Annotated in this window: 12 protein-coding genes; 2 read left to right on the forward strand and 10 right to left on the reverse strand. The window is 75.2% G+C overall.

Features of this window, described 5'->3' with window-relative positions; all coding sequences use genetic code 11:
- Positions 1–121 precede the first annotated feature (121 nt).
- Entirely contained in the window at positions 122–841 is a 720-nt protein-coding gene (locus OHV05_RS02845) for an alpha/beta fold hydrolase (RefSeq protein WP_405016158.1), read from the forward strand.
- Positions 842–950: 109 nt separating this feature from the next.
- Positions 951–4,322: a DUF4132 domain-containing protein gene (locus tag OHV05_RS02850; RefSeq protein WP_405016159.1), complete on the forward strand. Its 3,372-nt coding sequence runs from the start codon at positions 951–953 to the stop codon at positions 4,320–4,322.
- 20 nt (positions 4,323–4,342) lie between these two features.
- Here OHV05_RS02850 and OHV05_RS02855 read toward each other — a convergent pair whose 3' ends face one another.
- The 10 genes from OHV05_RS02855 to OHV05_RS02900 all read right to left on the reverse strand — a co-directional run bounded on the left by OHV05_RS02855 (position 4,343) and on the right by OHV05_RS02900 (position 14,756).
- Positions 4,343–5,299: an ArsR family transcriptional regulator gene (locus OHV05_RS02855; protein WP_405016160.1), complete on the reverse strand. Its 957-nt coding sequence runs from the start codon at positions 5,297–5,299 to the stop codon at positions 4,343–4,345.
- Between the two features lie 145 nt (positions 5,300–5,444).
- A complete protein-coding gene (locus OHV05_RS02860) occupies positions 5,445–6,422 on the reverse strand; it encodes an oxygenase MpaB family protein (protein WP_405016161.1) in 978 nt (325 codons plus the stop codon).
- 215 nt (positions 6,423–6,637) lie between these two features.
- A complete protein-coding gene (locus tag OHV05_RS02865; protein WP_405016162.1) occupies positions 6,638–7,084 on the reverse strand; it encodes a hypothetical protein in 447 nt (148 codons plus the stop codon).
- 101 nt (positions 7,085–7,185) lie between these two features.
- Complete coding sequence (locus OHV05_RS02870) at positions 7,186–8,544, reverse strand: serine/threonine-protein kinase (RefSeq protein WP_405016163.1); 1,359 nt, start codon at positions 8,542–8,544, stop codon at positions 7,186–7,188.
- Entirely contained in the window at positions 8,541–9,284 is a 744-nt protein-coding gene (locus OHV05_RS02875) for an FHA domain-containing protein (RefSeq protein WP_405016164.1), read from the reverse strand. The genes OHV05_RS02870 and OHV05_RS02875 overlap by 4 nt, the downstream gene beginning before the upstream one ends.
- Positions 9,285–9,376: 92 nt before the next feature.
- Complete coding sequence (locus OHV05_RS02880; protein ID WP_405016165.1) at positions 9,377–10,246, reverse strand: peptidoglycan DD-metalloendopeptidase family protein; 870 nt, start codon at positions 10,244–10,246, stop codon at positions 9,377–9,379.
- A gap of 85 nt (positions 10,247–10,331) precedes the next feature.
- On the reverse strand, positions 10,332–11,678 hold the full coding sequence (locus tag OHV05_RS02885) for a M16 family metallopeptidase (RefSeq protein WP_405016166.1): 1,347 nt from the start codon (positions 11,676–11,678) through the stop codon (positions 10,332–10,334).
- On the reverse strand, positions 11,675–12,994 hold the full coding sequence (locus OHV05_RS02890; protein WP_405016167.1) for a M16 family metallopeptidase: 1,320 nt from the start codon (positions 12,992–12,994) through the stop codon (positions 11,675–11,677). The genes OHV05_RS02885 and OHV05_RS02890 overlap by 4 nt, the downstream gene beginning before the upstream one ends.
- Positions 12,991–13,752, reverse strand: a complete 762-nt coding sequence (locus tag OHV05_RS02895) for an ABC transporter permease (protein WP_405016168.1) — start codon at positions 13,750–13,752, stop codon at positions 12,991–12,993. The genes OHV05_RS02890 and OHV05_RS02895 overlap by 4 nt, the downstream gene beginning before the upstream one ends.
- Positions 13,749–14,756 carry an ATP-binding cassette domain-containing protein gene (locus tag OHV05_RS02900; RefSeq protein ID WP_405016169.1) on the reverse strand — a complete coding sequence of 336 codons (1,008 nt, stop codon included), beginning with the start codon at positions 14,754–14,756 and terminating at the stop codon, positions 13,749–13,751. Before OHV05_RS02900 ends, OHV05_RS02895 begins: the two co-directional genes overlap by 4 nt.
- Positions 14,757–15,035 lie beyond the last annotated feature (279 nt).

Consider the following 15,035-nt stretch of genomic DNA (forward strand, 5'->3'; position numbering starts at 1 on the left):
ATCCACCACTGTACGAACCGCACCGCGCCGCTGGGCGGTCCGACCGCTGCCTCCGGGGCACCGTGTTTCGGGCGTACAGTGGCCGTCCCTTGGTGGGTGGTCAGAGTTGGAGTCGGTGGAGATGAACAGAGTGCGGGTCGCCGGGCACCGGGCCCTGGCGTGGCGCGGGGCGACCGAGGGTGCCGTGGCGGCGGTGCTGGTGCTGCACGGCGGCCAGGTCACCAGCGAGCGCAGGCCCGGGCCGGTGAACCTGCCGGGCCTGCGGATGCAGGGCTTCGCCCGCGCGGTGGCCAGGGAGACGGCGGGCAGCGTGGTCGCGGTCGGCTCGGTGCGCTACCGCTACCGGGGCTGGAACGGCGACCGGGCGGACGCCGCCCGGGACGCCGCGGCGGCGCTCTGCGACCTGGCCGAGGAGCTCGGTCCGGTACCGACCGTGCTGGTCGGGCACTCGATGGGCGGCCGGGCCGCCCTCCAGGCCGCCGGCCACCAGTGCGTGACCGGTGTGGTCGCGCTGGCTCCGTGGTGCCCGGTGGGCGACCCGGTGGCCCAGCTCAGGGACCGCAACGTGCTGACCCTGCACGGCGACCACGACCGGGTCACCGACCCGGAGCTCACCCGCCTGTTCGCCGCCCGGGCCCGCGCGGCGGGCGCCCGGGTGGCGGGCTACACCGTGCACGGCTCGGGTCACGCGCTGCTCCGCCGCTCGGCCGACTGGCACCGCGCGGCGGCCGAACTGACGGCGGGTCTGCTCGGCCTGCGCCCGCTCCCGGTCGAGGTCCGCGACGCCCTGGCGCTGGGCCCCGCCGACCCCGACGGGCTGGGGCTGGCCCTGCCGCTCTGAGCCTCGGCCTCCACGTCGGCGTCGGCGTCGGCTGTCGGCGGCGCTGGCTAGGGTTTCGCTCCTAGGCGGTCTCCGACATCCGGTGACCGCTCGGCACCGAGGAGCGGCTGTGCGGCACGAGGGCAAGCAGGTGGCGGGACACCACGTCGAGGCCGGGGCCGGCGGGCCGGACGAGGACACCTTCGTGCTGCCCGCCGCCTGGGTACGGCTGGTCGAGCCCCGCCGCGGCGGGGCGGCGCGGGCCGTGCCGGCCCCCGCGCCGGGGGTGGTGGAGCGGGCCCAGCAGCGCATCGCGGCCGGGCAGGACTGGATCGAGAGCGTCCTGACCTCCCCGCGCACCGACCCGGCCCTGGCCCGCGCCGCGCGCGCCTACCTGGCCGGCGAGCCGGACCCGGTCGGCGCCGCCGCCGTCGCGGGCATGCTGCCCAGCAGCTGGCAGGACGAGGGCTACGAGACCTCGACGTTCGCCGACGCCTGGGCGGTGCGACACGGCCTGGCCTTCGCCGCCCGCGCGGCGCTGGAGATCTTCGACGTCGAGGTGACCTGGCGTCAGCAGGGGTCGGTCCGGAGCGAGCAGGTGCTGCGGTTCCGGGCTCCGACCGCCCAGCTCCACGCGCACGCCGTCCGCCCGCCGGCCAACCGGGTCCGGGCGCTGCTCGCCACCGCGGACGAGGACGCGTACCGGGAGGCCGTCGCCGCGCTGGCGGACTGCCGGACCACACCGCGCCGCCGGGTGGTCGCGGCCTTCCTCGCGCCGGGCACACCGGGCTGGGCCGACGCCTGCCTGGCCGAGGAGCCGGGACACGGCGACGGCCGGCCGGCGCTGTGGTGGATGCTGCTCGCCGCGCTCGACCGTCCCGAGCAGCTGGACCGCCTCGGCCCGCTCACCCGGCTCCACTGGATCAGCTGGTCGGTGGACCCGGTCGCCACCCTCGCCGACGGCATCGGCGCGGCCTGCGTACCGCTGCTCGGTCCGGTGCTCGACCACACCTCCAGGTCCGAGCAACTGCGCGACCTCGCCGCGGCGGTGGTGCAGTTCCCCACCGACGACGCGTTCCGCCTGCTGCTGGACCGGCGGGAGCAGAAGCCCGTCCGGCCCGCCCTCCAGGAGGCGATGCGGCGCTACCCGGTCCGGGCCGTCCGCCTGCTCGCGGCCGCCGCGCTCGCCGACGACCCGGGCGCCGCCACCGCACGGCAGCTCCTGCGCACCCAGCTGGCCCTCAATCCCGCCGCCCTGCCCGAGGTACTGCCGCAACTCGACGAACAGAGCGCCGAGTTGGTCCACTCGCTGGACGGTTCCCGGGGGCGGGTGGCCGCGGCCACGCCGGAGGCCCTGCCGCCGCTGCTGCTCTCGCCGCCCTGGACCCGACCGCGCACATCCCGCCGGGCCCGGGTGCTCGACGGTCTGCAGCCGGACGGGACGGCTCAGTTGGTCTGGCTCCCCGGCGAGCAGCAGAGCTGGGCGGGCACCGAGGCCCCGGCCTGGCAGTACCCGGCGGCGACGGACTGGGCCGCCGAGGCGGCCGACGCGTTCCGCAACCGCGACAGCCTCTGGTGGGCGGGCCGGCTGCTGATGCAGGGCCCGGTCGAGGTGCTCACCCCCTGGCTGACCGGCTGGCGGCCCACCGAGCTGCGGCGCGGCCAGGAGCAGCTGCGCCCCGTCGTCGCCCGGTACGGCCTCGCGGCGCTGCCGATGGCGGCAGCCGTTGCCGCCGCCCAGCCCGGCACCCTCGCACCACTGCTGCTGCCGTTCCTCGACGTCGCCGCGGCGCGGGTGATGGCGGACTGCCTGGTCCGGCTCAAGTCGATGCAGCAGACCGCCCGTTCGTGGTTCGACCGGCACGGCGTCCCGGCGGCCCTGCTGCTGATACCCGACGCGGTCGGCCCGGCCGGGCGGGCCAGGGACGCGGCCGAGCAGGCGCTCCGGCTGGTCGCGGGCAGCGCCGGCCGGGAGACCGTACTGACCGCCGTGGTCGGGCGGTACGGCGAGCAGGCGGCGGAGATCGCCGCCGAGGCGCTGGCCACCGACCCGCTGGAGAGCGCGCTGCCCGCCCGGATGCCCGTCCTGCCCGGCTGGGCGCACCCCGCCGTGCTGCCCCAACTCCTGCTCCACTCGGGCGAAGCACTGCCGGACGAGGCCGTCCGGCACGTGCTGACCGTGCTCGCCTTGTCCAAGCAGCGCGACCCGTACCCCGGGCTGGCCGTCGTGCTGGAGACCTGCCGGGCCGACTCGCTGGCCGCCTTCGGCTGGGCGCTGTTCGAGGAGTGGCGGCAGGCGAGCATGCCGGGCGGCGAGAGCTGGGCCCTGCACGCGCTCGGGCCGCTCGGGGACGACGACACCGCCCGTCGGCTCACCCCGGTCCTGCGGGACTGGCCGGGCCAGGGCGCGCACCACCGCGCGGTCGAGGGCCTGACGGTGCTGGCCGAGATCGGCAGTGACAGCGCCCTGCTGCACCTGCACACCATCGCCCAGCGGGTGCGGTTCAAGGCCCTGAAGCTGCGGGCCCAGGAGCGGATCGCCGAGGTGGCGGAGGGCCTGGGCCTCACCGGCGAGCAGCTCTCCGACCGGCTGGTCCCCGACCTCGGGCTCGACCCGGACGGGACCACGGTGGTCGACTACGGTCCGCGCCGGTTCACCGTCGGCTTCGACGAGCAGCTGCGGCCCTTCGTCCTGGCCGCCGACGGCCGGCGCCTCAAGGACCTGCCCGCCCCGAACGCCGGCGACGACCCGGTGCTGGCCCCCGCCGAGCGCAAGCGCTTCGTCGCGCTGAAGAAGGAGGTCCGCGCGGTCGGCGCCGACCAGGTCCGCCGGCTGGAGGCGGCCATGGTCACCCGACGCGGCGTCACCGCGGCCGAGTTCCGCGAGCTGTTCGTCGGGCACCCGCTGGTCGGGCCGCTGGTGCGACGACTGGTCTGGCACGCGGCCGGCACCGACTTCCGGGTCACCGGTGACCACCGCCTCACCCGCCTCGACGGCACGGAGTTCGCCCTGCCCGAGGACGCGACGGTTGGGCTCCCCCATCCGCTGGAGCTCGGCGGGCCGGCCGTGGCCGCCTGGTCCCGGCTGTTCGCCGACGTCCCGCAGCCGTTCCCCCAACTCGACCGGCCGGTGCACCGTCTGACGCCGGAGGAGTCGGCCACCGACCGGCTGGACCGGTTCGAGGGGAGCACCGTCCCGGTCGGCCGGGTGCTCGGGCTGACCAAGCGGGGCTGGCAGCGCGGGGAGCCGCAGGACAACGGGGTGGAGTGCTGGATCTCCAAGCGGCTCGGCGAGGGCTGCCACCTGGTCATCGACCTGGACGAGGGCATCGCGGTCGGCAACCTCGACGTCTACCCGGACCAGACCTTCCGGACGGTCTGGCTCGGCTCCGCCCCGGGCTACCACTGGGCCGACCGTCACCACCCGCTCCGTTTCGGCGACCTCGACCCGGTCGCCGCCTCCGAGTTGCTCGCCGACCTGGAGGCGGTGACGGCCGGCTGACCGGGCGGCCCGACGGATCGTCAGCCCTGGAGCAGCGAGGCGCCCAGCGGGGTGGCGGCGTGCAGGACGTGGTTGCGCTGGCGGGTCGAGGTGATCAGGCCCGCTTCGCGCAGCACGGCGGTGTGCTGGCTGACCGAGGCGTTGGAGACCGCCAGCATCCGTGCGAGCTCGGTGGTCGCCCGGGCGCGGTCGCCCACCGAGCAGAGGATGGCCGCCCGGGTGCGGCCGAGCAACGGCTCCAGCCGCTTCCCGTGGTCCGCGACACCGGGGTAGGGCCGCCGCAGCGCCGGGTAGGTCAGGATCGGCGGCAGGGTCGGATCCAGCAGCGAGACCGGCGTGTGGCTGCGGAACATCGTCGGCACCAGCAACAGCCCCCGGCCGTCCAGGTGCAGGTCCTGGGAGACCGAGTAGGCGACCTCGAGCACCGGCGACACCCAGCGCATGCTGGGGCTCAGACCGGACAGCATGGCCGCCGTCCCCGACTCGTCGACGATGCGCATCCGCCTGGTGCGTTCGGCCCGCACCTGCGCCCGCATCGCCTGGTCGACCGGTGCCACCACTCCTTGGTAGTAGCGTCGCAGGGTGTCACAGAGCCGCCGCAGGGCGCCCGGCCGTCCCGCCGCCAACTCCCGTGCCCAGGAAGGGAGTTTCGCCTCGGAACCGAGAATCGCCAGATCGCCGGCCAGCCGTGGTTTCGCCGTGTGCAGCAGGGCCTCCAGGCCCTCCTCGAGTCCCAACGCCCCGTCAGGTGGCGTGAGGAAGTCGGGGAAGTAGCCCATCGGCCGCACCAGTGGAAGGAGCGCCGGCAGGTCGGCGGCGTGCCTGGTCACGACCTCCCGCCGCCGCGCCTCGGAGTCGGGCCAGTTCGCGGGACGCTGCAGAGCCCGCAGGCTCAGGACCGTCTCCCAGAGCGGATCGGGACGATCGGCCACCCTGGTGCGGGCCAGGTCGGCCCCGGTGAAGTGAATGCGCAACATGTCGGACCCCCTGGAGCGGACTACGCACTTCCGGGAGAAGGTGCCCCGCCTCGGTGGCAGCCGTCGGCATCCCGCCGGGCACCCGGACGTGGCTCCACGTACACCACGGCCTGCACCGGCCAGGCCGTCCACACGCGCTGCATGGTCACCATGCGGCTTCCCCCGTGTCGTACGGCTCCAGCATAGTGGGCATGGCCGGTTCAATTCCTGGAACGCCCGACCGGCTCCGGGCCTGAGACCTACCGCTGTGCACCGTCGCGGCGGTGGCCCGGGCCAGGGCGGCGGCCCGGATCTCGGACGGTCCGCAGGCCCAGACCATGATCCGTCCGCCGGCCCGGGCCAGCGGTCGGTCCCAGCCGGCCCGGACGAACCCCGGGCGGCGCACCGCGAGTTCGGCCCTGGCCCAGCCGGGCAGCAGGTCGATCGAGGCGTTCGTCAGCAGCCGGACGGCCAGCCGCTCGCGGCGGCTCCTGCCGAACCCGCGCAGCAGCCGGACCACCTCCAGCGCGGGCGGGGTGACCCGCAGCTCGGGGCCGATCCGGGCCAGGTAGTCCGCCACCTCGGCCCGGGACCGGGGTATGCCGGTGGCGCCCAGCAGTTCGGCGACCCGCGCCGACTCGGCGTAGTAGCGGTCGCACTCGGCGGCGGTCAGCGGAGTGGCGGCGAAGTACTGATACCCGGTCAGGAAGCAGTGCACCTCGGCGACGTGCACCCAGGTGAGCAGCTCGGGATCGTCGGCCAGGTAGGGCCGGCCGTCCGGCGCGGTGCCCCGGATCCGCAGGTGGATCCGGCGTACCGCCGCTATCGCCTGCTCGGCGGCGGCCGTCGAGCCGAGCGTGGTGGTGGTGACGAACCGCGCCGTCCGGTGCAGCCGCCCGGTCGGGTCCGCCCGGAAGTCGGAGTTGGCGTCGACGGCGGCCATCGCCAGCGGGTGCAGCGACTGCAGCAGCAGCGCCGCGAAGCCCCCCACCAGCATCCCGGCCGGATGCCCGTTCACCCGCCACACCACGCTGTCCGGCCCGAACAGCCCCGGGTCGCCGGCCGGGCGGTCGTACCGCTCCAGGTGCAGGTCGTCCCCGTGCACGGTGGCGTTGATCTCGGCCAGCAGCCGCCTGCGCACCACCTCAACCGGCCTGCGCCACCCGGCCGTTCCGCTCCCTGACCGCACCCGCCCCCACCCCTTCCAGCAGGAGCCTCACAGTACCCGGCCCGCCCCCGGTCATCCCCCGGTCGGTCCCGAGCCGTCGGGGTATCGGCGCACCGCCCGGTGCGTGGCCCCGCGCACGCCGAAGGCCCGGCTCCGGTGGTGGGGCACCGGAGCCGGGCCGTCCGAGTGGCCTACCAGCAGTTCCTGAGCGAGTTGATGGGGTGCAGGTCGATCCCGCCCCGGGTGTTGATCGGCACGCTGACGTTCCCGTTGGTGCCGTAGAAGACCGCGGTGGCCTTGGGACCGGTCTGGTTGTTGATGTAGTAGCCGCCGCCCTCCCAGTTGTACACCGAGTAGGTCCGGCACGGGTCGAAGTCGAAGACCCGCCACTTCTGCGCGCCCGGGTCGTCCACGGCGACGCAGAGGCTCCCGCTCGGGCAGTAGATCGCGAGCATGTTGGTGTCGTAGCTGAAGGTCCGGGGCGTGACCGACGGCGAGACCGACGGCCCGCCGGCCGCGATCTGCACGGCGGCCACCGGGGCCACCGGGGCTGCCTGGGCCGCGCCGGCCCCGGCGAGGAGGACCGGTGCCAGTGCCACGGCGCCGAGCAGAGCGGCGGCGGAACGCTTGAGATTCATGGTGGTGTCCCCCTGGAGTAGGTGAAGTGACCCCAGAGTGGCGCGCGCGCCCGGGCGGCGGTACCTCGGAGCTCAGAGGATGGCCGAGCGCCCCGAGTGCGCTAGGGCGTACAGCTCCTGAGCCACCGGTGGGAGCGTGGCCGTTGGTCGCCGGAGAGGTTGGCGCGGTGGCCGTTCCCGATGCAGCCGAGCAGGGCCCGGTGGTCGATGCCGGCGAAGTACTGGACGTCGACCTGGGTGGCGCCCTCGGAGAGGTCCTGGCCGTTGTTGAAGACCGATCGGGGGGCGAGCTGGGCCGCCCAGGCGCAGCCGGTCTCGCCCTCGGACCAGTCGGTGTCCGCGTCGACCCAGGCGCAGAACTCGCCCTGCCCGTCCGGCTCGGCGAAGAAGCACACCGAGCCGCGCCGGCAGCGGTCGTAGCCGGTCGCCGCGGCGGTGCCCGGCAGGACCGCCGCCAGTCCGCCGAGCAGCAGGCCGAGCGCGAGGGTCGCGGCGAGCAGCTTCGGGCGGTGCCGCCGCAGGAACGGACCGGGGCGCCAGGACGCGCGGCGGCCGGCCGCGGCCGCCTCCACCCGGCGCAGCAGGGAGGCCGCGGTGTGCGGGGCCCGGTCCTCGTGCCGGCGGGCCAGGCAGTCCCCGAGGACGTCCCGCCAGGCGTCGGACAGGTCGGGCGAGAGCCGCAGCTCCTCCTCGCCGCGGGCGTAGCGCACGGCCGCGTCGCGCCGGATCGCCGGAGTGCCGCCGGGCAGCGGGTGGGTGCCGGTGAGCACCAGGTGGGCCAGCACGCCGAAGGCCCAGATGTCGGCGCTCGGACGGACCTTGCGCCCGCGCTCGCCGATCTCGCACCAGAGCAGGTCGGGTGGGGTGTAGTCGGCGGTACCGAAGGCGGGGGCGTAGGCGTGGGTGCCCTCCAGCTCGGCGGCCATGCTGAAGTCGGCCAGGCGGGCCGTCCCGTCGGGCATCAGCAGCACGTTGCCGGGCTTGAGGTCGCCGTGCACCCAGCCCGCGCGGTGCAGTTGGTCCAGCCCCTCGCAGACGTGGGCGAGCAGGGCGGGGCCGCCGCGCGGGACGGGCTGGGTGGCGAGCAGGTCGTCCAGCGAGCCCTCCGCCGCCTCCAGCGCCAGCACGGTGGCGCCGTCGAGCTCCGGGCGGGCCGGGTCGTCGACGGTGTGCACCTCGTACAGCCGGATCAGCCGGGGGGCGCGCACCCGGCGCAGCAACGCCGTCTCCCGCTCGGCGAGTTCGCGCAGGTGGCCGAGCTGGCGCGGGGTGCTGGTGCCGGTCGGCAGGACCTTCAGCGCGGCCCGGGTCGGCACCCCGGCCTCGGGCAGCGAGCGGCGGGCGGCGTACACCCGGCCGAAGGCACCGGAGCCGAGCAGGTGCTCGACCGTCCAGGGACCGATCCGGTAGCCGGCCGGGACGTGCAGCAGGTCCGGCGGGCCGCCGTCCCGGGTGGTCATCGTTCCGGTCCGGACGGGTCGGCCTCCAGGGTGCCGAGGTCCTCCTCCCGGACCAGGTCGAAGCGCAGGGCCAGCGAGACCAGCGAGTCCTTCTTGCCGGCCAGCCGGGGGCCCGGCGCGGCGCTGTCCGGGCCGGGCTTGATCCGGAGCTTCACCGCGAGGTAGTCGATGTTCCACTGCACGGCGGCCCGGTTGACGGCCGGCCAGATCGGGCGCAGCCGCTCGACGATCTGGTCGGCGGTGGGCGTGGGGGCGTGCGGGCTCACCCGCAGGCGCGGCTCGCAGAGGGCGGTGAGCACCCGGAAGTACCGCTTGGAGCGGTCGAGCGGGAAGGCCAGCAGGGTGAGCTCACCGCCGGCCGCGGACGCCTGGTCGCGGTCCGCGTAGTCGTGGCGGGGCGCCCAGACGTCCAGGGTGATCAGGTCGGAGCCGGCCGGCAGGACCAGCCGGGAGAACTCGAACGGGACCGGCGCCCCGAGCCGCCCCGGGGCGATCTTGAGGTGCTCGCCGGCGCCCTCGGGGTTCTCCACCACGTAGGTGGCGGTCCGGCTGAAGTTGCTGAGCAGCCAGTGGGTGCCGTCGGCGACGATCTCGCCCGCGGCCCGGGAGATGCCGGTGTGCGGGATGAGCAGGTCGCCCGCCCCGCCCTCCCGGCCGAACCGCAACGTCCGCCCGGGGGCCAGCCGTTGCTGACCGGCCGGCTCCATGCCGGGCCCCGGAACCACGATGATGCTGTACACGAGCCGTTTCCCCTCCCCCGACGGTCCTGGGGGAAGGGTAACAAGGGTGCCGGGCCGTTCACCCGGCCCTCACCGTCGGCCCGCCGGACGGCTCAGCACTCCCCCCGCCACACGAAGCTGTCGACGGTCCGGCCACCGGCCGGCAGGTTGCCCCGGCCCTCGGTCCAGCCGAAGTGCAGGCACTGGCTGCCGCCCTCCCGGAAGTACACCTGCACGTGGTCGTAACCGGGCTGCGCCGTACCGTTGTTGAAGAAGGAGCGGCGCAGGCCGCAGGTGCTGGCCGGCTGGTCGGTGCCGGAGCGGCAGACCGTACCGGTGCCGTCGGCGCCGGAGTAGAAGCAGACGTTGCCGCTCGGGCAGTCCTGCCAGGCCGACGGCGCGGTGGTGCAGTTGCGGCTGGTGACGCTCGGCCACTCGGCGTTCTGGCCGGAGTACCGGACGCCGTCGAGCAGCGCCGGCACCCGGTGGCTCTCGTCGGTGAAGTCGCCCGTGGCCAGGTAGCGCTGCTCGTAGTGCAGGTGCGCCCAACCCGACGCGCCCGAGGTGCCGATGCGGCCGATGGTGCTGCCCTGGGTCACCCGGTCGCCCTTCTTCACGTACGTCGCCGGGTCGTCCTTGAGGTGGTAGTACGCGGTGAACCAGCCGTTGCCGTGGCTGATCTGGATGGTGTTGCCGGAGCCGTTGTCCCGGTACGTGGCGGACACCGTGCCCGCCGCCGAGGCGAGCACCGGCAGACCGTCGGAGCCGGTGTTGCCCTCCACCACCATGTCCAGCGCGGGATCGTGGCCCCAGGTGTCCAGCTGCCACACCGTGCCGCACGGGAACGGCAGTTGGAAGGCCGGCCGCTCGGAGCCCGGGCCCACCGCCGCCCCGGTCAGCGCGGTGGCCGTGCCCGGCACCACCGCCGCCATCAGCACCACGGCCGCCAGCCAGGCCAGCAGTACCGCCCACGCTCTGCGCATCGCTCTTCCCGTCCCGAGTCCCCGGCGGCGAGTGCCGCCCGACCGTCATGCTGGGGGACGCTCCGCCGGAGCACCACCTCGGACCTCAGAGGGTCCAGCCGCCGTCCGGTGACTCCAGCTCGGGCCGCAGGACCTCGGGGTCACCGGCGACGACGCCGGTGAACCGGTCCGGGGCGAGGCTGCGGGCGGCGGCCCGGACGGCGTCCGGCGTGACCGCCCGCAGGCGCTGCAGGTGGCCGGGCAGCCAGCCGTGGTCGAGACCGGCGGACGCCAGCGTGAGCAGGTGGTGGGCGAGCCCGCTCTGCCCGGTCAGCGCCAGGGCGGTGATCCCCACCGCGTACGAGCGGGCGGCGGTCACCTCCGCGTCGGTGGGCGGCTCGGAGTCGGCGATCCTGGCGAGTTCGTGCCGGGCCGCCCGGAGCGCGGCGCCCGCCGTCCGGGTGTCGGTGTCGAAGCCGAGCACGGTCAGGGCGCTACCCCCGGCGTGCTCCTCGACGGTCGACTGGGCGTGGTAGACGTAGCCGAGGTTCTCCCGCAGCTCCGCGACCAGCCGCGAGGAGAAGTACCCGCCCAGCACCAGGTTGGCCACCAGCTGCGCCTCGTAGCCGGGATCGCTCCGGGGCAGCGCGGGTGCCGCGAGCCGGACCTGCGCCTGCCGGGCGCCCGGCCTGGGCAGCAGGTCGAGGCCGCCGCCCCGGACCGGGTCCGGGGCGGTGGGCGCGGTCACCGTCCGGTCCGAGCGCCACCGGGCCAGCGCCGCGCCGACCTGATCCGCCGTCACCTTCGGCTCCGCGCCGCCCACCACGACCAGGGTGGCGCCCCGGGGCACCAGCCGCCGGTGGGCCAGCTCCCGGATCGCGTCCGGGTCGACGGCGGCCAGCAGGCCGGACTCGGGGGTCTCCCGGCTGAGCGGGTGGTCGCCGTGGCACCGGCGCAGCAGCGCCTCGCGGACGGCGTTCTTGGGCATCCGCCGGGCGACGTCGATGCGCTGCCGCAGGCGGGCCCGCTGCTCGGCGACGTCCTGCGGGTCGAAGGCCGGCTCGGTGAGGCAGTCGGCGAGCACGTCGAGCAGGCGCGGCAGGCCGTCGGCCAACGCGCTGCCGGAGAGCACCAGACGCTCGGGGTCGACCCGGGCGCTGAGCTGCGCCCCGACGTCGGCCAACCGGTCGTCCAGGGCGGCGCGGCCGTACGTGCGGGTGCCGCCGAGCAGGGTGGCGGCGAGCAGCTCGGCGGTGGCCCCGAGCTGGGCGGGCCCCCCGTCGAACGGGATCAGCAGGCGCAGCTCCACCAGCGGAACGGCGGTGCTGCGGGCCGCCAGGACGCGCAGCCCGTTCTCCGCCACGACGGTGACCGCGTCCAGCGGCGCGGCCGGGCGGGCGGCGGCGAGCGGGGGCAGCAGGTCGGCCGACGGCTCGGTGGCGGGTGCGGTCATCGGGGGCCTCCCGGGGTGGGCGCGGGGACGAGCAGGACGCTGCGGCGGCGTTGCCCGGCCAGGTCGGCGGCGGCCTCGGCGACCTCCGCCGGGGTGATCCGGCGGATCCGTCCGGGCAGCCCGGCGGCCAGGCCGGCGTCGCCGTGGTGCAGTTCGAACCGGCCGTACTGCTCGGCCCGCGCGCCGAGGCGGTCCAGCCGGCGGTGCCGCTCGACGGCCATCCGGGCGGTGGCGCGGGCCAGCGCCGCCGGGTCGGGCCCCCGGTCCGCCAGCGAGCGCAGCCCGTCCCAGGCGGCGTCGGCCACGGCGTCCGCCGTGCCGGGCGAGGGCAGCATGGCGCGGATCACGAAGACGTCCGGGTCCCGGGCCTCCAGCGGTGCCCCGGTGAGCCCGGCGCCCGCGTGCACGCTGACGGCGGTGCCCGCCTCACGGACGGCGCTGCGGTGCAGCAGCGAGGTCTCGCCGCCGCCGAGCAGGGCGCCCACCACGGCGGCCGCCAGGTAGCGGTCGGTCTCGGCGACCGGGTCGGGCAGCCGCAGGCCGAGCGCCAGGGCGGGCATCGGCAGCCCTGGGACCGGGATCTCGTCCCGCCGGTCCTCGGTGGGCCGGTCCTCGGTGACCGGGGTGCGGACGGGCACCGGGCGGGCCGCGACCTGGTCGAAGTGACGCCGGATCAGCTCGGCGCAGTCGGCCGGGTCGACGTCGCCGCAGACGGTGAGCACGGCGTTGCCCGGCGCGTAGTGGGTGTCGAAGAAGGCGGTGCAGTCCGCCAGTGTGCTCGCGTCCAGGTCGGCCAGGTCGCCGTAGCCGTTGTGGGTGTTGGCGTAGCCGCCGAACAGCACGGGCGGCAGCGGGATCCAGGGGAAGCCGCCGTAGGGCTGAGCGGTGACGTTGCGGAGGATCTCCTCCTTGACGACGGCGAGCTGGTGCGCGAGCGTCGCCTCGGTGAGCCGGGGGCCGCGCATCCGGTCGGCCTCCAGGAACAGCATCCGCTCCAGCGCCTCGGGCGGCACCACCTGGTGGTACGCGGTGTGATCCCGGTAGGTGATGCCGTTGAACGTCCCACCCGCCGCCTGCACATGACGCCCGTGCAGGCCCGCGCCGACCCGCTCGCTGCCCTCGAACATCAGGTGCTCGAAGAGGTGGGCGAAGCCGCTCCGCCCGACCGGCTCGGAGCGGAAGCCGACGTCGTAGTGGACCGCCACACAGACCGCGGGCGCGCTCGGGTCCGCGGCGACCACCACCCGCAACCCGTTGTCCAGCCGCAGCCGTTCGACGCCCCCGAGCACCGGCGCCCGCTCCGCCGGGCGGGTCATCGGGCGGTGTCCTGCATGGTGCGGATCGCCAGCCGCCCGGCGGCCAGCACCAGCAGCACGGCGAGGCCGGCCCCCAGCGCGACCGGACCGCTGCCGACGTCCCCGGCGAACAGGTGCCGCTCCGCCTCGACGATGTGGGTGAGCGGGTTGGCCTTCGACAGGAAGGACAGCCAGGTCGGGGCCAGCGACATCGGCAGCAGGATGCCCGAGAGCAGCAGGACGGGCAGGCCGACGGCGTTCAACAGCCCACTGAACGCCTCCTCCTGACGCAGCTTCAGGGCGAGCCCGTACGACAGCGCGGACAGCCCGACGGCGAGCACCCCGATCAGCAGGATCGCCAGCAGCACCCCCGCGAGCTGGGCCCGCAACCCGGCGGCGACCGCGCCGAGGACCAGGATGACCACCTGGGTGAGGATCACCAGGACGTCCCGGGCGACCCGGCCGGCCAGCAGGGCGGTCTTCGACGCGGGGGTGATCCGCAGCCGGTCCAGCACCCCGGAGCGCTGCTCGGACAGGATGCCCATCCCGACGAAGATGCAGCTGAACATCGCCTGCTGGACCAGGAGTCCGGGGACGAAGACGCTCCAGGAGTTCTGCGCGCGGAACCCCGGCCCGGCCGACAGCTTGACCAGCAGCGGTCCGAACAGCAGCAGGTACAGCACGGGCTGGATCAGCCCGACCGCGACCCAGACGGGGTTGCGCAGGGTGTAGTTGACGGACCGCTGGAAGATGGCCAGCGAGTCGGTGATCGTTTTCACCGTTCCTCCAGGGCGGGTGCGCGCGCGGGCTCGGGGGTTGCGGTCGGTACGGCGGGCAGGTCGCCCTCGTCGCCGACCGCGCGCCCGGTGAGGGCGAGGAAGACGTCCTCCAGGGACGGGCGCTTGACCGTGACGGAGCTCAGCTCGACGCCGTCCCGGTCGAGTTCGCGGAGCAGCGCGGCGAGCACGCTCCGAGCCTCCACCACCCGCAGCTGGACGGTGCCGGCCGAGGTGTCCAGCCGCCCTTCGGGGACCACCCTGGCGACCGCCCGGGCGGCGTCGCCGACCTGCTCGGTGCTCAGCACGACGGTGTCGCCGGCCGAGGCGTCCTTCAGGGACTCGGGGGTGTCGTCGGCGATGATCCGGCCCCGGTCGACGATGGCGATCCGGTCGCAGACCTGGTCCGCCTCGTCGAGGTGGTGGGTGGTCAGCAGGACCGTGACGCCGTGCTCGGTGCGCAGCGCCCGGACGTGGTCCCAGAGCGCGACCCTGGTCTGCGGGTCGAGCCCGGCGGTGGGTTCGTCGAGGAACAGCACCTTGGGCCGGGCGACCAGGCCGAGCGCGATGTCGACGCGCCGCAGCTGGCCGCCGGAGAGGGTCTTGGCGAGGCGGTTCTCCAGCCCCTCCAGCCCGAAGTCCGCGCACAGCCGGGCCGCGCGGTCGGCGGCCTGCCGCTTGTCGAGGCCGTGCAGCCGGGCCTGGATGCGCAGTTCGTCGATCACCCGGTGCTCCGCACCGGCCGAACCGCCCTGGCCGACCAGGCCGATCCGCCGCCGGACCTCCTCCCGTTCCGTCACGATGTCGAAGCCCGCGATCCGGGCGCTGCCGGAGCTCGGGTCGAGCAGCGTGGTGAGCATCCGCACGGTGGTGGTCTTCCCGGCCCCGTTCGGGCCGAGCAGACCGACCACCTGTCCGGCGCCGACCTCCAGGTCGATCCCCCGGACGGCTGCGACTTCGCCGGACCTCGCCTTGAAGGAGCGGGCTAGTCCGTGGGCGGCGATCATCCGCGCACCCGTCCCTGGTGGCCCTCTGTCATGGTGGCCCTTCCCCTTTCGATGTACTTCCCGAGATGCCGTGCAATTCACCGGAAGAACGGCGGTGAAGCGGTGGCACGAAAGGCGACGATGCCGAATTCGGAGCGATCGGTCCAGTGCCACCGACGCCCCCGGAGCTCATTGGCAGCAAGCTGCAGCGAACCGGCCACAGGTCGCACTTTGCTGCCGTGCAACGGCTCTTGCCGTGGTCCGGGACGGGCGACCACGATGGGGATCGCCGAAGTCGGG

Source organism: Kitasatospora sp. NBC_00070, assembly GCF_045041205.1.
Classification (GTDB): Bacteria; Actinomycetota; Actinomycetes; order Streptomycetales; family Streptomycetaceae; genus Kitasatospora.